The organism is Flavobacterium sp. GW823-FHT04A11 (genome assembly GCF_058796535.1).
On the sequence record NZ_CM179503.1, the window covers coordinates 1926640 to 1944286 of the forward strand.

Consider the following 17647-nt stretch of genomic DNA (forward strand, 5'->3'; position numbering starts at 1 on the left):
AATTTATTTCAATCCATCAACAGAAACATTTACAGTTCCATTAATCTTTATAAAAGCGATAATCGCCTGATTTGTTAATTGAATTTTGTCAAACTGAATATCTTCCATTTTTCCATTTACAAAAACACCCGGTAAAGGAGAATAGTTTTTAAGATAAGCTGCCATACTTTTTTTGCCCTCTTCTAAATTGGCCTGGATAGAATAACGACAGCTTTCTTCCATTTTTTTCAGGATATAACCTTGTGCGAGCCAGCTTGCAGTTCTCATTAATTTGCTTTTGGTATCTAAAACATAATCTAATTTGTCAAAATAAATTTCTTTGGTTTGCGGATTATATTGTGGAAAACCAGTTACATATATTGTTCCGTTTACAGATCCCAAAACATCAAGAGCGATAATCATTTTATCATTTTTATGCCAGATTGCCACATTTTTTACGGTGACTTTTTTATTTCCGGAACCAAATTCCTGACCTGCAAAATTATTGGTCATTATTTTTGATGCATCGGCGTAAGTGGAAATAGCGGCAATATTAGCAGAAATCTGATTCGGAATTTTAGCAACAGGTTTCAAAACAATTTTACTGGCGTTGAATCTTGATTCAGGTTGTTTGCCTACAATAGTTTCCATATTGCATTTCATTCCCATATCCAATAAAAACAAATCATTTTTAAGTTTTGCATTGGTAGAATAAACTTCAACGGGAACAATTCTAAGCCAGGTTTCATACGTGTCGTTCATTTTAAACGGCGTACATATTTTTTCCAAAGCTGATAAAACATTCGGTTTAAAATCCATTGATTTTTCGATAGCGTCGTCTATGCTTTTTTCAATTTTCGATTTAAAAATAGAAATCGCCGGATTTACCAAATAGGTAATTGGCATGTTTTTGCCAAAAACAGTCATTGTTGGGCTTTCGTTCCAGTCAAGAGATTTGAATTCTGTTTTGGTGTTTAATTTCCAGTTTGTTAAAGCAACTTCGCTCGATAAGGTAATAACGCCGTTTAGGTTAAATTCACGAGTGTCATAAAGTTCAATACCCAGTTTTTTAGTGCCAATGCGGTATTTGATAGTTGCTTTTAAAGGTAAAATGGTTTTGATCTTTTTATCCGGATTTGCAGGATCATTAAGGATTTTGATTGGCGCCTGTTTCCATATTTTCATTTCGATATCGTCATCTTCAATATTATTGTCTTCAAAAATTAATCCGTTTAAAAGCGTATTTGTCTGATTTTCGATATCATGAAGTTTTACTGTAATTGGCAGATTGATAAACGAAGGATTAGCATCGTAAACTAACGGACTTGCATCGTCTGGTTCTGGTTTTAATGTTTCTAATTTTTGAGATGTGGAGCAACTAACTAATAATGTAATTGCTGCAAATAAAGAAATAGTTGAAAAAAACTTCATCGTTAAGATTTTTTAGTGAAGCAAAATTAACAAAACAATTATATTATTGTCAAAAAGTGTAACATTTGATAATAAATGGAGTCTTATTGAAATAGTATGTCAGATTTATTAACTTTTTTTTACCATAAAAAACTTAATAAAAATATTATTATTGTCTTAAAATTTAACAATATCATGATCGAAATCAAAGATTTGCATAAGTCCTATAAAATGGGAAATTCTCAGTTGCATGTGTTAAAAGGAATCAACTTTAATATTGAAGAAGGCGAATTGGTTGCGATCATGGGATCTTCAGGTTCTGGAAAATCAACGCTTCTTAACATTCTAGGAATTTTAGATGAAGCCGATTCTGGTAGTTACATTTTAGACAATACTCCGATTAAAAAACTGAACGAAACGATCGCTTCAAAATATAGAAATAAGTTTTTAGGTTTTGTTTTTCAGTCTTTTAATCTGATCAATTATAAAACAGCTCTCGATAATGTGGCAATGCCATTATATTATCAGGGAATAAAAAGAAAAGAGCGTTACGATATTGCCATGAAATATCTGGAGAAAGTAGGTTTGGGTTCGCATTCACACCATTTGCCAAACGAACTTTCCGGAGGTCAAAAACAGCGTGTTGCCATTGCTAGAGCTTTGGCTTCAAACCCAAAAGTTTTACTGGCCGATGAGCCAACAGGGGCTTTGGACACGAAGACTTCGTATGAAGTGATGGAACTTATTCAGGGAATTAATGATGAAGGCAAAACCATTTTAATCGTTACTCACGAACCTGATATTGCCGCAATGTGCAAAAGAAATGTTGTCCTGAAAGATGGATTAATCATCGATGATAAAATGGTAGAACAAGTTAGAGCTTCATCTTATGTTTAATATTGAGCGTTGGCAGGAAATTTTTGAAGCAATCTCAAAAAACAGGTTAAGAACATTTCTTACCGGAATTTCTGTGGCTTCGGGGATTTTTATTTTAGTGATTTTATTAGGTGCCGGTAAAGGACTTCAAAACGGAATTGAAAAACAGTTTGAACGCGACGCTGCTGGAATTATTGAGGTTTGGTCTGGTACAACAACCAAAGAGTACAAAGGATTGAATCCCGGAAGACAAATTCAGTTTCGAAACAGCGATTACTCACAATCGGTTCAGAAATTTGAGGATAAATTAGATTTAAGAGCTTCTACTTTTAATTTTTGGGGAGCTCCGTTTTCCTATGGAAAAGAATCAGGAAATTATCAATACCGAGGTGTTGATCCTGATTATGGCGGAATAGAAAATCTAACCATTGTGAAAGGAAGATTTATAAATGCCAAAGATTTAGCCAATAATGAAAAAGTGGCGACTATTGGTATGAAAATTAAAACAGATTTGTTTAAAGACAGCGACCCAATGGGGAAAGAAATCCTGATCAATAATATCAATTTTAAAGTAATAGGAATTTTTACAGATCCTGGAGGAGAAAGAGAAGAGGCAAGAGCTTATTTGCCTAAAACAACTGTGCAGAGAACTTTTGGTGGCGGAGATAAAATCAGCAATTTGTTTTTTACCTTGAAAAAAACAGATAATTATGATGAAGCTCTGGCGCAATCTGAAAAATTTACTCAGGATTTAAAAAACTTACTCAAAAGTAAAAATGTGGTGGCTCCCGAAGATGACGGCGGAATAAATGCCTATAATTCGGTTAAAGATGCAAAGCAGTTTTATGATTTAAATTTATATATCAGATTGTTTTTTTGGTGGGTAGGTATTTGTACCATCATCGCCGGTGTTGTGGGGGTGAGCAATATTATGCTTATTATAGTTAAAGAACGAACAAAAGAAATTGGTATTAGAAAAGCACTGGGAGCATCTCCTTTTTCTATTATTTCAATGATACTTCATGAATCAATTTTTATTACCACAATTGCCGGTTTTACAGGTTTACTGGCAAGTTTGTTATTGCTGGAATTTGTGGGACCAATGGTTCAGAGTGAGTATTTTAGAAATCCAGAAGTTGATTTTAGTGTCGCTTTGACAACGCTTGTTCTGCTTGTATTTGCAGGAGCGCTTGCCGGATTTTTTCCCGCTTACAGAGCAGCCAAAATAAAACCTATTGTAGCACTTAGAGACGAATAATTATGTTTAAAAAAGATAATTGGGACGAAATTTTACAGGCTTTAACGGCCAATGTTTTCAGAACGGTTCTAACTGCTTTTGGAGTATTTTGGGGAATATTTATTCTGGTGATATTACTTGCGGCAGGAAATGGTCTTGAAAACGGAATTAAAAAAGGTTTTGACGGAATTGCCACCAACACCATGTTTATGTGGAGTCAGACGACATCAAAAGCCTATAAAGGATTGCCTAAAATACGTCGTTATGATTTTAGAAATAGTGATGTAGCGGCTTTAAAACAATCATTTCCGGATTTATTATATGTTTCACCTCGTAATCAGTTAGGAGATTTTAATGGTACCAATAATGTGGTTCGCGGCACAAAAACTTCTTCTTTTACAATCTATGGTGATTATCCGGAGTTGATTAAACAACAACCGATGGATATTATAAAAGGCCGTTTTATAAACCAACAAGATATTCTGGACAGAAGAAAAATTGCTGTAATTGGTAAGGGAGTTATTAGCGAACTTTATGAAAAAACAGAAGACGCCATTGGAACTTACGTAAAAATCAACGGAATCAACTTTATGGTCGTTGGTGTTTACAAATCAAAACAGCAGGGAGGAAACGCAGAACAGGAACAGAAAAATATTTTTATTCCCTTTACTACTTTTCAGCAAGCTTTTAATTACGGAGATAAAGTGGGCTGGATGGCACTTACGGCAAAAGATGAAACCTCGATTACTTCTTTAAAACCAAAAATTTTAGAACTAATTAAATCACTTCATTCCGTAAATCCTGCGGATGACAGAGCTGTTGGAAATTTTGATTTATACGAACAATTTAATAAAGTGCAAAGTTTATTCAGTATTCTAAAAATCATTGCTTATTTTGTAGGAACTTTGGTACTGATTTCTGGAGTAATTGGTATTTCGAATATCATGCTTATTGTGGTGAAGGAACGCACGAAAGAAATTGGAATTCGGAGAGCTTTGGGCGCAACGCCGGCAGCAATTCGGGGACAAATTTTATCAGAATCTATATTTTTAACTATTATCTCAGGAATGTTTGGGATTGCAGTCGCAACGGGAATTATCGCAATTCTGAATATGGTTTTAGATTCGATGCCGCCGGAAAGTAATACCATGTTTGCCAACCCAAGTGTTGATCTTGGAGTTGTATTTGTTGCCTTATTAATATTAGTGGGATCTGGTTTGCTGGCAGGATTTATTCCGGCGCAGACCGCAATTAATGTAAAGCCTGTAGACGCTTTACGAACAGAATAAAATAAATTATCAATCAAAAAATAATCGATTAAACCAGGAACAAAATGAAAAAAGGAGTAACCGTAACCATTTTAATTTTTATTGCTATCGTTTTCTTTGGCGCGCTATATTATTTATATGCGAAAAATCAGGAATCGCCGGTTGTATTTAAAACGGAAAAGGCAGAAATTAAAACGATTGTAAAAAACACGATAGCCACAGGTAATATCCAGCCTGATGAAGAGGTCCTAATCAAGCCGAACATTTCAGGGATTATTGAGCAGGTTTATATCAAAGCCGGAGAAAAAATCAAAGCTGGAGATATGATTGCAAAAATTAGAGTTGTGGCCAATGTATCGAATGTGAGCAATACTCAAAATCAGGTGCAGACCGCTAAAATTGCTTTGGATAACCAGGAAAAAATCTATAAAAGACAAAAGACTTTGTTTGATAAAGACGTTATCTCTGCCAATGATTTTGATGCGGCACAATTGGCTTATACACAGGCAAAACAAAACTATCAGGCAGCAAAGCAAAGTCTTGATATTGTAAAAACGGGTACAACATCATCTTTAGGAAGTTATGCTAATACTTTGATTCGTTCTACTGTAAACGGAATGGTGTTAGACGTTCCGGTAAAAGTGGGGAATCAGGTTATTGAAAGTAATAATTTTAACGAAGGAACTACAATTGCAAGTGTTGCCGATGTGGGAAGAATGATTTTTGTTGGAAAAATTGACGAGTCTGAGGTAGGGAAAATCAAAGAAAAAATGCCTATTGAGATTACTGTCGGAGCTATTGAAAACAAAAAGTTCATTGCCGTTTTAACTTATATCGCTCCAAAAGGGGTTACAGAAAACGGCGCAATTCAGTTTGAAATTAAAGCTTCTTTAGAAAATAGAGACGCTACTTTTATCAGAGCCGGTTTAAGCGCAAATGCTTCTATTATCTTAGAAAAAGCAGATAAAGTTTTGGCTATCAAAGAATCGTTAGTGCAATTTGACAAAAAAACACAAAAACCTTATGTGGAAGTGGAAACTGCTCCTCAAAAATTTCAAAGAAAAGATTTGGTTTTAGGAGTTAGTGACGGAATTTATGTTCAGATTAAAAGCGGAATCAAAGCTTCGGATAAAATTAAAATCTGGAATCAGGGCTTATTAAATGAAGGTGAAGGAGAAAAAAAATAATCTGAAAGGATAAAGGTTTTTTGGTTTTAAAAAATGTTAAATTTGCGTAGTGTATTTGCTATGCTTTCATCTAAAAAATATGAAAATAAATAAATATAATAGTCTTATTGTTGCTTTGTTCTTTGGCTTGGGCTTATCTGCTCAGACACAACCAAAACTTTGGACTTTAGAAGAATGTGTTCGATACGCATTGGATAATAATATCACAATTAAACTAACGGAGTTAGATGTAAAAAATGCCGTAATTGATAAAAACAGTGCTTTTGGAAGTTTCCTTCCTACTGTTAATGCAAATGCATCACACTCGTGGAATATTGGTTTAAATCAAAACATTACAACCGGTTTACTTCAAAATTCAACCACTCAATACTCTTCTGTTGGGGCATCTGTTGGTGTGGATATCTATAGAGGTTTACAAAACCAAAATACACTTCGAAGAGCTAAACTTTCGATTATCTCTGCACAATATCAATTGACAAAAATGCAGGAAGATATTTCATTGAACGTTGCGAATGCATTTCTGGAAATCCTTTTCAATAAAGAAAATTTAAAAGTAAAAAAAGAACAATTAGCAATTGATCAAAAACGTTTTGCCCGTTCTGAAGAAATGGTAAATGCTGGAACAATTCCGCGTGGTGATTTGTTTGACCTGAAAGCGACAGTTGCAACAGATCAGCAGGCTATTATTGTTGCCGAAAATAGTTTGTTAATTTCTAAATTGAGTTTGGCTCAGCTTTTACAGCTTAAAGAATTCGCAGATTTTGATGTCGTTGACGATACCAATGTTGCGGATGAAAAAAATATACTGGCACAAACTCCGGTTGAAATTTACACTAAAGCCAGGGAAATAAGAACAGAATTAAAACTGGCGCAGACAAATCTTGAAATCGCTGAGAAAAACGTTACGATTGCAAAAGGAGCTTATCAGCCTACTTTAAGTGCTTTTTATAACTTTAATACAAGAGCAAGTTACTCCGATATTATTACAGGTTCTACTTTGAATACTGCCAACCCAACAAGACAAATAGGATATGTTGAAGGAACAAATCAAGCCGTTTTAGAGCCTAATTATTCTCCTGTTTTAGGCGGTCCGGCACCTATTTTTGATCAGTTTAATGATAATAAAGGACAATCTTTCGGGCTTCAGCTTTCTGTACCAATTTTTAATGGCTTCTCGGTTAGAAATAATGTTGAAAGAAGTAAAGTAAGTTTAGAGAAATCTAAAATAGATTTAGAGCAAAAAAGTTTAGATTTGCAACGTAACGTTTACACCGCTTTTACTGATGCTAAAGGGGCATTAAATGCCTATGAATCATCAACAGTAACTTTAGAAGCAAGACAGCAGGCGTACAATTATGCAAAAGAAAAGTATGATGTAGGTTTGATGAATTCATTTGATTTTACACAAGCGCAAACATTATTGACAAATGCGCAGTCAGATGTTATCAGAACAAAATATGATTACATGTTTAAAATAAAAATACTTGAATTTTACTTTGGAATTCCAATTGTTCCAATTATCACAAAATAGTTTATTATGTCAAAAAAAACAGTTTATTTCTTATTAGGGGGCGCAATAATTGTCATTGCAATTTTAGTAGGTCTTTCAAAATCAGGAGTAATAGGAAATAAGGATGAAGGAAAAGAAGTAGAGATTACAAAAGTCGTGGCCTCAACTATTGTCGAAACAGTTTCGGCAACAGGAAAAATCCAACCTGAAATCGAAGTTAAAATCTCACCGGAAGTTTCGGGTGAGATTATTTTATTAAATGTAAAAGAAGGTCAGGTCGTTAAAAAGGGCGATTTATTGGTCAAAATAAACCCTGATTTATATACCTCCAGCTACAATCGTTCTGTATCTAACTTATCGGGTACAAAAGCAGGTTTGACACAATCTGATGCATCTTATAAAGAAGCAAAAGCAAATTACGACCGAAATAAAACCTTGTATGACAAAGGAGTTATTTCAAAGTCAGACTGGGACAAAGCCATAGCCTCTTTTGAAGTCGCTAAAGCAACGAAACAAAATGCATATTATACAGTTCAAAGTGCTGCGGCATCAGTAAATGAGGCAAAGGATAATCTTGGTCGTACTACAATTTATGCTCCGGCAGATGGAACAATTTCAGTATTAAATGTTGAATTAGGCGAGCGTGTTTTAGGAACGCAGCAAATGGCCGGAACAGAACTTTTAAGAGTGGCCAACCTAAATAATATGGAAGTTGAAGTTGATGTAAACGAAAATGATATCGTTAAAATCAAAATTGGAGACGAAGCAAATGTTGAAGTTGATGCTTATTTAAAAAAGAAATTTAAAGGAGTTGTAACCAGTATTTCCAACTCTGCAAGTACAACTTTAACTTCAGATCAGGTTACAAATTTTAAAGTTAAAGTTAGAATTCTGAAAGAATCATATCAGGATTTACTAGAAGGTCAGCCAAAAACGTATTCGCCTTTCAGACCTGGAATGACAGCAACTGTGGATATTATCACCAAAACAAAATCAAATGTTTTAGCAGTGCCAATTAGTTCTGTTGTAGTGAAATCTGATACAACCGCCGTAAAAGATTTTAAAGTTGAAGATCCAAACGAAGACAAAAAAGCGGTTCCAAAAAGCGACAAAAAATTCGAATGTGTTTTTGTAAAAGTAGGCGATAAAGCTAAAATCAAAATTATAAAAACCGGTATTCAGGATGATACAAACATCGAAGTAATGTCTGGTTTAAATCCTGGAGATGTTGTAATTACAGGTCCTTATACAACGGTTTCAAAAGAATTAAATTCAGGAGATAAAGTGAAGCTAAAAAAAGCGGATGCGCCTAAGAAATAAATCTTTAAAATATTGTCAGCTGATCGGGTCGAAAAGACTTTCAAAGACTTCGATCAGCATGAGATAAATAATTAATTTTAAAATAATACACATTGTCTTTCATTCTCAATATCGAAACAGCAACCAAAAATTGTTCAGTCTCAATTGCAAAAAACGGAGAAACTATTCTCTGTAAAGAAATTGCTGAAGAAGGTTATTCGCACGCTGAAAAATTGCATGATTTTATTGAAGAAATAATTGCAGAGGCCAAAATTTCTGTTCAGGATTTAGCTGCCATTGCAGTGAGTCAGGGTCCGGGATCTTATACAGGTTTGCGAATTGGAGTTTCGGCAGCAAAAGGACTTTGTTTTGCTTTGAATATTCCGTTGATTGCGGTTGATACCTTACAAACTTTAGCTTCTCAGGCAAATGTTTCTGAAGGAAAAATTATTCCGATGCTTGATGCCAGAAGGATGGAAGTGTACAGCGAAGTTTTTAATGCTAATTTAGAAATTGAAAGAAAAATTGAAGCTCAGGTTATAGACGAAAATTCGTTTAAAGATTTTACTGAAACCGTTTATTTTGTTGGCGATTGTGCAGAAAAGTGCAAACCGGTTTTAACAAAAGATAATTTTGTTTTTTTAGAAGAAATTAAATATCCGTCGGCATCAGCAATGAGTAAAATCAGTTTTGATAAATATCAAAAAAGCGACACTGTAGATGTCGCTTATTTTGAACCTTATTATTTAAAAGATTTTATGATGGCACCTCCATCAAAAAAACAATAATTCTATTTTTGAAGTGTAAACGGCTGAATTGCAATTCCTGCTTGATCCAAAGCTGTTTTGCAGTTCTCTAAAGTCTCAGAAAAAACAGCTCCGTAATTTTCGTTTTTCGCCCACGGACGTACTGCAAATTCAATCGAACTTGGCGTTAGATTTTTTACAAAAACCTCCGGCGCAGGCTTTTTCAGCACTTTTGGATTTGTGTTTAAAACCTGAACCAAAACATCCTTCGCTTTTTTAATATCAGAATCGTAAGAAACTGCAAACGTCAAATCAGCTCTTCTTTCTCCCTGCATCGAATAATTAATAATGGTTCCATTAGACAAAGCGCCATTTGGCACAAAAACCGTTTGATTATTTCCGGTTAGCATTTTTGTTACAAAAATCTGAATTTCAAGAACTGTCGCGATAACGCCTTGCGCTTCAATGGTATCGCCAACTTTAAAAGGTTTGAAAAGAATGATAAGCATTCCGCCTGCAAAATTAGAAAGCGAACCCTGCAATGATAAACCTACCGCAAGACCCATTGCTCCTAAAATAGCAACAAACGATGAAGTTTCGATTCCGAGTTTTGAAATAAACGTTATAAACAATAAAACGCGCAGCGCCCAAAGTAATATATCGGCAAGAAATTTAGTTAATGTGGGATCCAGATTTCTTTTAATCATTACTTTTCTAATGATTCTGTTTATTAATCTTATGGCGTATAAGCCAACAAATAAGATAAGAAATGCTGAAATTAATTTTGGCGAATAATCAAGTAATACGTCAATAAATCTGGTGGCGTAATTGCTAAGCTGGTTTGAATTGATGTCCATTTTTTAAATAAAAAAACCTTCTCAATAGGAGAAGGCGGTATTAGTTTGCAAATATAATAAAAAAAGTAATTTTTTATTCCTTTTCGCCAGCGTTATCAATAATCTGCTCTGTTTCGATTTTGTCTGCTTCGCTTACATCTACAACAGTTTCAGAAACAATTGGTTTAGTTTCGGCAGCCGTTTCTTCAGTCTTATCTTTCACAGAATCGATCACCTCACTTATCGAATCCGAAGCTTTTTCAACATATTCGCTCACAATATCTTTTGCCTTACTGGCATATTCTACAGCACTTTCCAAAATCGGTTCTGAAGCTTCCTTCGCTTTTGCGAATGTTTCTTCTGCAAAAGTTTCTGCTTTATTTAATAAAGGAGCAACTTCTTCCTTTGCCTGTTCAAAAGCTGTTTCGGCTTTATCTGCCAAATCGGTGCTGGTTTCTTTGGCCGAGCCAAATAAATTCTTAAAAAATGAAGATAATCCCATGGTTTATGTTTTTGGTTAATTTATACAATAATAACTATTTAGGAGATAGAAAAAACGAATACATATAATAATTTATTGAAAATTAAGAAGATATATGTATATAAAAAAAAGCGCCTCAATTTGAGACGCTTTTACTATTTTTTGATGCTATTTTTTATGCATTTAAAGCTTCTACTTTAATAGCCTCATCGTTTAGCATGCTTTTTAGCATATTTTCGATTCCGCTTTTTAAAGTAAAAGTAGAGGATGGACATCCGCTGCAGGCTCCTTGCAAAATTACTTTTACTGTTTTGTCATTTTCATTATAAGAATCAAAAGCAATATTTCCACCATCAGCAGCTACAGCTGGTTTTACATATTCTTCTAAAATGTTGATAATTTGTTGTGAAGTTACATCCAATTTATCAAAAGCTTCATCTTTAGTAACATCATTTTTTGTAGCAACTTCAATTAAACTTTCATCAAGAACAGTTCCTCCGTTTTCGATAAATTGTTTGATAAATGTTCTTACTTCTAATGTGATTTCGTCCCAGTCATTAATGTCGTATTTCGTAACAGAAATGTAATTTTCGTCAATAAAAACTTCCTTAACATAAGGGAATTTAAATAATTCTTTAGCTAAAGGAGAAGAAGCAGTCTGATCGATATTTTTATATTCTACCGGGTTTTTCGTTAGCATTCTGCTCACTACAAATTTTAATGCCGATGGATTTGGAGTTGTTTCTCCATAAACCGTAATAGGTTGTTTTTTAGTTTTGTTTTCATCGATTTTGATAATAACACCACCTTTGTCAACAAAAGCTGCAATTTGTTCTGCAACAGCATCTTTAACATCATCCCAATCTACAATGCTATATCTTTCGATAGCAATAAAATTTCCTGAAATATAAACTGTTTTTACAAACGGAAGGTAAAATAATTGTTGTGCTAATGGTGATGCTTCTGCTTCATCAATATTTTTGAACTCAAAATTTTGATTTTGGGTAATGAAATCTTCAAATTCAAACTTTAATATAGTAGGATTTTGAGTCTCTCTTATGGTGATTTTTGTCATGATTGTAATTTTTTACAAATTTAGTAAAGTTATTTTCTACTAATACCTATATTTGATTTTTTAATAAAATAATTAAGACTCTTTACAAATAAATCGTACTAAAATGCAGAAGTCTGAAAATTATTTAAACTTAATTGCCTTTATGGGATTTAAAATCAGGGTTTTATTTGTTTTTTTGATAACTACTTTCTATGCGTACTCACAAGAAGGGATTCCTGTGTATTCAGATTATTTATCAGATAACTATTATTTAATTCATCCTTCAATGGCGGGAGCGGCGAATTGTGCCAAAATAAGACTGACTGCAAGAAAGCAATGGTTTGGTCAGGATGACGCACCTTCACTTCAAACCTTAAGTTTTAACGGAAGAATTGGAGAAAGATCCGGAGCCGGAATTATTGTTTTTAATGACAAAAACGGGTACCATTCGCAAAAAGGATTAAAGCTCACATACGCACATCATATTATGTTTTCGAGAGATGAAGTCGATTTAAATCAGCTTTCGTTTGGTATTAGCGGTGGAGTTATTCAGAGTCAGCTTGATGAAACGCAATTTGGGACAACTTTTGATCCAATCGTTTTTGGTTCGATTCAAAAAGATTCTTATTTTAATGTTGATGTTGGAGCTTCCTATAATTTTATGGATTTTTATGCGCATGCTACGGTTCAGGGATTGTTGGAAACCAGACGGGAAATCTATACCGATTATGAAAATGATAACTTGAGAAAGTATTTATTAAGTGTAGGATATGTTTTTGGTAAACACGAAAATATAACCTGGGAACCATCTGTTTTATTCCAATTATTTGATCAGACAAAAGAAAAATCTATTGACGTAAATTTAAAAGCATACAAAAATATGGACTTTGGAAGCCTTTGGGCAGCATTGTCGTATAGAAGAAGTTTTGATGGCGCACAATATAGTTCAGGAAGTGGCGTATCGTCTCAAAAACTGCAATATATAACCCCTATAATTGGGGTGAATTATAAAAATTTCATGTTTGCCTACACTTATTCGCAAGTTACCGGCGATGTGAAATTTGATACTGGCGGTTATCACCAGATTACTTTAGGAATCAATTTGTTTTGTACAAAGGAACGTTACGATTGTAATTGTCCTGCAATTAATTAAACTTTTTTATTATGCTGATTAAATCTGTAAACGGAAAATCTCCGGTAATTCCAGAAGATTGTTATGTTGCCGAAAATGCTACTATTGTTGGTGATGTTACATTTGGAGATTCTTGCAGCGTTTGGTTTAATGCTGTAATTCGAGGTGATGTTCACTTTATTAAAATAGGTAATAAGGTAAATATTCAGGATGGAGCTATTATTCATTGCACATATCAAAAACATCCGACAATAATTGGTAATAATGTTTCCATTGGGCACAATGCGATTGTTCATGGCTGTACGGTTCATGATAATGTTTTAATAGGGATGGGAGCCATTGTAATGGACAATTGCGTGATAGAAAGTAATTCTATTGTTGCAGCCGGTGCAGTTTTAACGCAAAACACAGTGGTAACTTCAGGAACTATTTGGGCAGGTGTTCCGGCAAAAAAAGTAAAAGATATCGATCAATCTGATTTTGCAGGCGAAATCGAACGTATTTCAAATAATTATGTAATGTATTCAGGTTGGTTTAAGGAATAAATTCTAAATAGAAATTCCAAAAAATGAAAATTCCAAATTCCAAAATTGTTGAAGACTTATTGGAATTTGGAATTTTTATTTTAGAATTTAACTTAAAGATTGATTTTTTCGAAGAAAGCATTCTTATAACTTTCACTAATCGGAATTCGTTTGTCGCTTATCAAAACCTTGTTTTTCTGGATCGACTTTACATGTTTTATATTGATAATATAAGATCTGTGAATTCTTGAAAATCCTTTGCTCGAAAGCAGGTTTTCTAATTTAATTAAGCTAATTAATGTCAAGGTAAATTTATTATCTGTAGTGTAAATTTTTACATAATCTTTTAGTCCTTCGATAAATAAAATATCAGCAAAATTCATTTTAACATTTTCATATTCAGCGCGTACGAACATAAAATCCTGTTCTAATTCCGGAGCTGTAGTGTTTTCTGAAATCGCCTGAACTGCCGCAGTCGGATTAAAAATTTGCTGTGCGCGAACAACTGATTTTAAAAAACGGTGAAACGGTATTGGTTTTACCAAATAATCTACGGCACCAAGATTAAATCCTTCAACAGCGTAGTCTGAATAGGCTGTTGTAAAAATAATCAAAGGTTTTTTTTCGATTGTATTTAAAAATTCAATTCCGGAGAAATGTGGCATCTGAATATCCAGAAAAATCAAATCAATATTGGTTTGATTGATATAAGAAACAGCATCAATTGCATTATTGAAAGTACTAACTAATTCGAGCGAATCTACTTTTCGAACAAAATCTTCTAATAATTCAACCGCTAACGGTTCATCGTCTATAATTACACATTTCATTTGTTCGGAATTAGTATTTAAAAATTTGTTTTGGCAGTCAAAAGTAATTTTAAACCAGTGAATTAAGTTTTAAAATTTTCATAAAAACTGGTTTATTATGATAAATTTATGCTTTTACAGTGATCGTTTTACTTAATGTATATCCATCTGTCAAATTCCCTGTTAAAGTTGCTAATTCATTAGATAAGCTGTCTGAAAAAACATTGTCTCTTGTATTTGAAGTGTCGGCCTGACCGTGGGCAGCATAATTTGTACTCGAATATACTTCAGTTGTGATTGTTTCCGGAAAAGCAATTTGTGTTACTAATAGCGATGAACCCGAAGCAGTTAAAACTTCAACGTGAATATGTGGTGCCCGACCTTGATACCAACCCGGAAAAATCGAGAGAAATGAAACTTGTCCTTTAGCATCTGAAGTTTGTCGTCCTCGCAAAAAATGAACAGTAGTATAATCGGTCTGTTGCATTGATGTTCCTCCGTATTCAGAATAATTTCCATCTTTATCGCAATGCCAGACATCAACTAAAACTCCTTTTAAAGGAGAACAATCGTTGCTTTTATTTTCGATAGTTAAATTGATAAGCAATGCAACTCCAATTCTATCTGATTTTATATTTTCTAATGCCAGTTGGCTTGGTGTTTTTATCGGAAAAGGACCTTTTGTTTCTGCAGGAGATACCGTGCAGCTTCCATCAGAAGAAGCATCTGTACTGTTATCATCATTATCACTTTTAGAACAAGATTCTAATATTTTTGTTGCTGTAGCTAATGAAGCAATTCCTAAAATACTATTTCGAATGAATTTTTTTCTATCCATAATCATTATTTTAATTGATCGCTGTTTGAATCTTATCTAATTTCAGGTTTAAATGCACACGATAATATTGATTGTCTTGTGTAATGCTGAGTTCGTGGGCATTTGGATAAAGTAAATCCAGCCTGTTTTGAATGTTTACTAATCCAATTCCTGAGTTTTCAGGATCTTTCACATAGTTTTCAATTCTATTTTCGATCCAGAAATCAAGGTTATTATCTAATATGAAAATCTTAATTTTAACATGAGCGGCTCCTTTATAATCGGTTCCATATTTAAAGGCATTTTCTACAAACGAAATCAAAAGCAAAGGTTCGATGAATTTGTTTTTGGTGTTTCCGTGAACATTGACAAAAATGTCTTCAATATCGTTAAGCCTTAGTTTTTGTAATTCGATATAATTTTGAATGTAATTGATTTCTTTTTCTAAAGCCACCGTTTTGTTATCAGTTTCATAAAGCATATAGCGCATTAATTCTGATAACGTGACGATGGCATCAGGGACCAAATCAGATTTCTTGTGTGCCAGAGAATAAATACTGTTTAAGGAATTAAATAAAAAATGCGGATTGGTTTGTTTTCGCAAATAAATTAATTCGGTATTTGTTCTGTGTGTTTCGGCGATTAATTTGTTTTGTTGGTTGTTATAAAATTCAGTTAATGTTTTAATAATAGCACTAATTGTAATAATCAGGATATAGAATAGAGAAGGTCCAATTTTAAAAAACAAAGGCTGTCTTCTTGCCATTATCGCATGTCTCTCTCCTTTGATAAAATCTATTTGTTCGCCACGCATTATTTGAGGCGGCGGCATGTTTAACGGTCTTGTATGACCAAATTCAGGAATAAAATAATTGATCCTGATGACCATAAAAACAAGAATAAGCGCAAAAACAAAGACGAAATAAAGCAGGTATTTTTTTTCTAAAAGAAGCGCAGGCACCAAGTAAAAATAATTGAGATAAAACAAAATAATTCCTGTTGTCCACTGTACATAAAAATCATTATTGATCCTAAACGGACTTTCATAAAATTGAATCAGCGAAGTCAATATAAAGAAAGTCCATATAATACTATGGAACAAAATTTTGTTAGAGCTGGTATCTTTGATGCTGCCTATGTTCATTTAGATTTTTATTTTTAATAAAATTAAATCATTTTTCGTTACTGTTGGCGAATTGTTCTCTTTGAGTTTTTCCGCTACCAGATTTGCCACTTTTATTGCATCTTCTTCTGTTGAAAAGCTTTTTGTATCGTTTATTACCGGAATAATAGATTGTTTTATTAAAAGCTTGTTTTTATGCGAAATTGAATATCCCCAACCCGAAGTTGTTTTGAAAGATTCAATTTTAAGAGTTTCATTTCTTGTACATGCTGTAATTTGTAAAACAAGAAAAAGAAACAATAAATTTTTCCGGAGTAAAATCCGGAAAAATTGTCTTTCTTTATTAATTATCATTGTCATTTTGTTCTTCGGTAGGCTTAAATTCCCATGCATCATCAAAATAAGTAGTGCCGATTCTTCCCAACATATAAAAACCTCTGTTGTTGATGGCAAAACCAACAGCATCAGTTCTTGTAGCACCTTCCATTGGAGTTCTTTCTACCCAAAGATCTGTTACAGGATTGTATTCCCAAACGGTTTTTACACCTTCACCACCAATAAGAAAACCTAACCCGTTCATTGAAAAGCTTGATGCATTAGAACGCACAATTGCATAATCATCGTTGAAAGACTCATCATCATCGTCGTCCTGATCGATATCTCTTTTACGAGTCCAGACGTCTGTTGATGGATCGAATTGCCAAAAATCTTCCTGATAAACTCCGTTATTTATTCCGGTTCCTAAATAAGCTTTGTTATCAATTACAAAAACGGTAGCGTTACGTCTTTTGTTTCCGCTAAAACCATTTACAAGTGTCCATGTATTTGCCTGATCATCGTATTGGTAGAAATCTTTTAAATAATTTCCGTCGTACCCCGTTCCGATATACGCTTTTCCTCCCGCCTGAAAGCCTACGGCTGCATAACGGGCTGTTCCTGCAAAATCAGCTTTTTGAGTCCACGTATTATTTGAAGGATCATATTGATAAAAATCTTTTAGTTTATTAGTTCCATCATAACCAATTCCCAAATAGCCCTTATCATTCAGCGTAAAACTTGATGCAGAACTTCTGCCTATGCCAATAAAATCAGCTTTTTGTTCCCAATAATCACCAGTTGAATTGTAAGCCCATAAATCTTTCAAATATTCATCTCCTGTATAACCGGTCGCGATATAAGCATAATCACCAATAACAAAACTAGTGGCACTAGATCTGGCTGGTCCATCAAATGCTGATTTTTTAACCCAGTTTCCTATTAAATCATCTTCGTCATCACTTTTACTGCAGCCTATAAAAAAAAGGCTCGAAAATAATGCCGCGAATAATATTCCATTTTTTAAATTATTCATCATAGTGT

The 17647-nt window shown here is 33.7% G+C and carries 18 protein-coding genes; 9 read left to right on the forward strand and 9 right to left on the reverse strand.

The features are described from left to right. Positions 1-3 precede the first annotated feature (3 nt). Positions 4-1410 (reverse strand): DUF4403 family protein, encoded by a 1407-nt coding sequence (locus tag AC3QL1_RS08355; protein ID WP_492496719.1) that lies wholly within the window; start codon positions 1408-1410, stop codon positions 4-6. A 174-nt stretch (positions 1411-1584) separates the two neighbouring features. Here AC3QL1_RS08355 and AC3QL1_RS08360 point away from each other — a divergent pair, with 174 nt between their 5' ends. The 7 genes from AC3QL1_RS08360 to tsaB all read left to right on the forward strand — a co-directional run bounded on the left by AC3QL1_RS08360 (position 1585) and on the right by tsaB (position 9554). Further along, positions 1585-2286, forward strand: coding sequence for an ABC transporter ATP-binding protein (locus AC3QL1_RS08360; RefSeq protein ID WP_492496721.1), 702 nt, complete (start codon positions 1585-1587; stop codon positions 2284-2286). After that, positions 2279-3523 (forward strand): ABC transporter permease, encoded by a 1245-nt coding sequence (locus AC3QL1_RS08365; protein ID WP_492496722.1) that lies wholly within the window; start codon positions 2279-2281, stop codon positions 3521-3523. The genes AC3QL1_RS08360 and AC3QL1_RS08365 overlap by 8 nt, the downstream gene beginning before the upstream one ends. 2 nt (positions 3524-3525) lie before the next feature. Further along, complete coding sequence (locus tag AC3QL1_RS08370; RefSeq protein WP_492496724.1) at positions 3526-4791, forward strand: ABC transporter permease; 1266 nt, start codon at positions 3526-3528, stop codon at positions 4789-4791. 44 nt (positions 4792-4835) lie between these two features. Continuing rightward, entirely contained in the window at positions 4836-5957 is a 1122-nt protein-coding gene (locus AC3QL1_RS08375) for an efflux RND transporter periplasmic adaptor subunit (RefSeq protein ID WP_492496726.1), read from the forward strand. 79 nt (positions 5958-6036) lie between these two features. Next, positions 6037-7488 carry a TolC family protein gene (locus tag AC3QL1_RS08380; RefSeq protein ID WP_492496728.1) on the forward strand — a complete coding sequence of 484 codons (1452 nt, stop codon included), beginning with the start codon at positions 6037-6039 and terminating at the stop codon, positions 7486-7488. A 6-nt stretch (positions 7489-7494) separates the two neighbouring features. After that, entirely contained in the window at positions 7495-8787 is a 1293-nt protein-coding gene (locus tag AC3QL1_RS08385) for an efflux RND transporter periplasmic adaptor subunit (RefSeq protein ID WP_492496730.1), read from the forward strand. 92 nt (positions 8788-8879) lie between these two features. Next, positions 8880-9554, forward strand: a complete 675-nt coding sequence (tsaB, locus tag AC3QL1_RS08390) for a tRNA (adenosine(37)-N6)-threonylcarbamoyltransferase complex dimerization subunit type 1 TsaB (RefSeq protein ID WP_492496731.1) — start codon at positions 8880-8882, stop codon at positions 9552-9554. Between the two features lie 2 nt (positions 9555-9556). Here the strand turns inward: tsaB and AC3QL1_RS08395 are convergent, their stop codons facing one another. The 3 genes from AC3QL1_RS08395 to AC3QL1_RS08405 form a co-directional block, all read right to left on the reverse strand. Further along, positions 9557-10369, reverse strand: a complete 813-nt coding sequence (locus AC3QL1_RS08395; RefSeq protein ID WP_492496733.1) for a mechanosensitive ion channel family protein — start codon at positions 10367-10369, stop codon at positions 9557-9559. Between the two features lie 73 nt (positions 10370-10442). After that, positions 10443-10850 carry a YtxH domain-containing protein gene (locus AC3QL1_RS08400; protein WP_492496734.1) on the reverse strand — a complete coding sequence of 136 codons (408 nt, stop codon included), beginning with the start codon at positions 10848-10850 and terminating at the stop codon, positions 10443-10445. Positions 10851-11004: 154 nt separating this feature from the next. After that, on the reverse strand, positions 11005-11904 hold the full coding sequence (locus AC3QL1_RS08405; RefSeq protein ID WP_492496736.1) for a NifU family protein: 900 nt from the start codon (positions 11902-11904) through the stop codon (positions 11005-11007). Between the two features lie 142 nt (positions 11905-12046). On the opposite strand from AC3QL1_RS08405, the gene AC3QL1_RS08410 reads away from it, so the two are divergent. Together AC3QL1_RS08410 and AC3QL1_RS08415 are read left to right on the forward strand one after the other, a co-directional pair. Further along, positions 12047-13036 carry a PorP/SprF family type IX secretion system membrane protein gene (locus AC3QL1_RS08410; protein WP_492497546.1) on the forward strand — a complete coding sequence of 330 codons (990 nt, stop codon included), beginning with the start codon at positions 12047-12049 and terminating at the stop codon, positions 13034-13036. Positions 13037-13047: 11 nt separating this feature from the next. Continuing rightward, positions 13048-13560: a gamma carbonic anhydrase family protein gene (locus AC3QL1_RS08415; RefSeq protein WP_492496737.1), complete on the forward strand. Its 513-nt coding sequence runs from the start codon at positions 13048-13050 to the stop codon at positions 13558-13560. A gap of 92 nt (positions 13561-13652) precedes the next feature. Here the strand turns inward: AC3QL1_RS08415 and AC3QL1_RS08420 are convergent, their stop codons facing one another. The 5 genes from AC3QL1_RS08420 to AC3QL1_RS08440 all read right to left on the reverse strand — a co-directional run bounded on the left by AC3QL1_RS08420 (position 13653) and on the right by AC3QL1_RS08440 (position 17639). Then, positions 13653-14369, reverse strand: coding sequence for a LytR/AlgR family response regulator transcription factor (locus AC3QL1_RS08420; protein ID WP_492496738.1), 717 nt, complete (start codon positions 14367-14369; stop codon positions 13653-13655). Between the two features lie 106 nt (positions 14370-14475). After that, on the reverse strand, positions 14476-15186 hold the full coding sequence (locus tag AC3QL1_RS08425) for a dioxygenase family protein (RefSeq protein WP_492496740.1): 711 nt from the start codon (positions 15184-15186) through the stop codon (positions 14476-14478). Positions 15187-15196: 10 nt separating this feature from the next. Next, positions 15197-16309, reverse strand: coding sequence for a sensor histidine kinase (locus tag AC3QL1_RS08430; RefSeq protein ID WP_492496741.1), 1113 nt, complete (start codon positions 16307-16309; stop codon positions 15197-15199). Next, on the reverse strand, positions 16310-16642 hold the full coding sequence (locus tag AC3QL1_RS08435; protein ID WP_492496743.1) for a DUF4907 domain-containing protein: 333 nt from the start codon (positions 16640-16642) through the stop codon (positions 16310-16312). It lies immediately after the preceding gene. After that, positions 16632-17639 (reverse strand): Kelch repeat-containing protein, encoded by a 1008-nt coding sequence (locus AC3QL1_RS08440; protein WP_492497548.1) that lies wholly within the window; start codon positions 17637-17639, stop codon positions 16632-16634. Before AC3QL1_RS08440 ends, AC3QL1_RS08435 begins: the two co-directional genes overlap by 11 nt. Between the last annotated feature and the right edge of the window lie 8 nt (positions 17640-17647).

Excerpts from the sequence above, each read along its gene's own strand:
- AC3QL1_RS08355 (WP_492496719.1), bottom strand. The coding sequence starts at position 1,410 with ATGAAGTTTTTTTCAACTATTTCTTTATTTGCAGCAATTACATTATTA.
- AC3QL1_RS08360 (WP_492496721.1), top strand. The coding sequence starts at position 1,585 with ATGATCGAAATCAAAGATTTGCATAAGTCCTATAAAATGGGAAATTCT.
- AC3QL1_RS08365 (WP_492496722.1), top strand. The coding sequence starts at position 2,279 with ATGTTTAATATTGAGCGTTGGCAGGAAATTTTTGAAGCAATCTCAAAA.
- AC3QL1_RS08370 (WP_492496724.1), top strand. The coding sequence starts at position 3,526 with ATGTTTAAAAAAGATAATTGGGACGAAATTTTACAGGCTTTAACGGCC.
- AC3QL1_RS08375 (WP_492496726.1), top strand. The coding sequence starts at position 4,836 with ATGAAAAAAGGAGTAACCGTAACCATTTTAATTTTTATTGCTATCGTT.
- AC3QL1_RS08380 (WP_492496728.1), top strand. The coding sequence starts at position 6,037 with ATGAAAATAAATAAATATAATAGTCTTATTGTTGCTTTGTTCTTTGGC.
- AC3QL1_RS08385 (WP_492496730.1), top strand. The coding sequence starts at position 7,495 with ATGTCAAAAAAAACAGTTTATTTCTTATTAGGGGGCGCAATAATTGTC.
- AC3QL1_RS08395 (WP_492496733.1), bottom strand. The coding sequence starts at position 10,369 with ATGGACATCAATTCAAACCAGCTTAGCAATTACGCCACCAGATTTATT.
- AC3QL1_RS08400 (WP_492496734.1), bottom strand. The coding sequence starts at position 10,850 with ATGGGATTATCTTCATTTTTTAAGAATTTATTTGGCTCGGCCAAAGAA.
- AC3QL1_RS08405 (WP_492496736.1), bottom strand. The coding sequence starts at position 11,904 with ATGACAAAAATCACCATAAGAGAGACTCAAAATCCTACTATATTAAAG.
- AC3QL1_RS08410 (WP_492497546.1), top strand. The coding sequence starts at position 12,047 with ATGGGATTTAAAATCAGGGTTTTATTTGTTTTTTTGATAACTACTTTC.
- AC3QL1_RS08415 (WP_492496737.1), top strand. The coding sequence starts at position 13,048 with ATGCTGATTAAATCTGTAAACGGAAAATCTCCGGTAATTCCAGAAGAT.
- AC3QL1_RS08420 (WP_492496738.1), bottom strand. The coding sequence starts at position 14,369 with ATGAAATGTGTAATTATAGACGATGAACCGTTAGCGGTTGAATTATTA.
- AC3QL1_RS08425 (WP_492496740.1), bottom strand. The coding sequence starts at position 15,186 with ATGGATAGAAAAAAATTCATTCGAAATAGTATTTTAGGAATTGCTTCA.
- AC3QL1_RS08430 (WP_492496741.1), bottom strand. The coding sequence starts at position 16,309 with ATGAACATAGGCAGCATCAAAGATACCAGCTCTAACAAAATTTTGTTC.
- AC3QL1_RS08435 (WP_492496743.1), bottom strand. The coding sequence starts at position 16,642 with ATGATAATTAATAAAGAAAGACAATTTTTCCGGATTTTACTCCGGAAA.
- AC3QL1_RS08440 (WP_492497548.1), bottom strand. The coding sequence starts at position 17,639 with ATGAATAATTTAAAAAATGGAATATTATTCGCGGCATTATTTTCGAGC.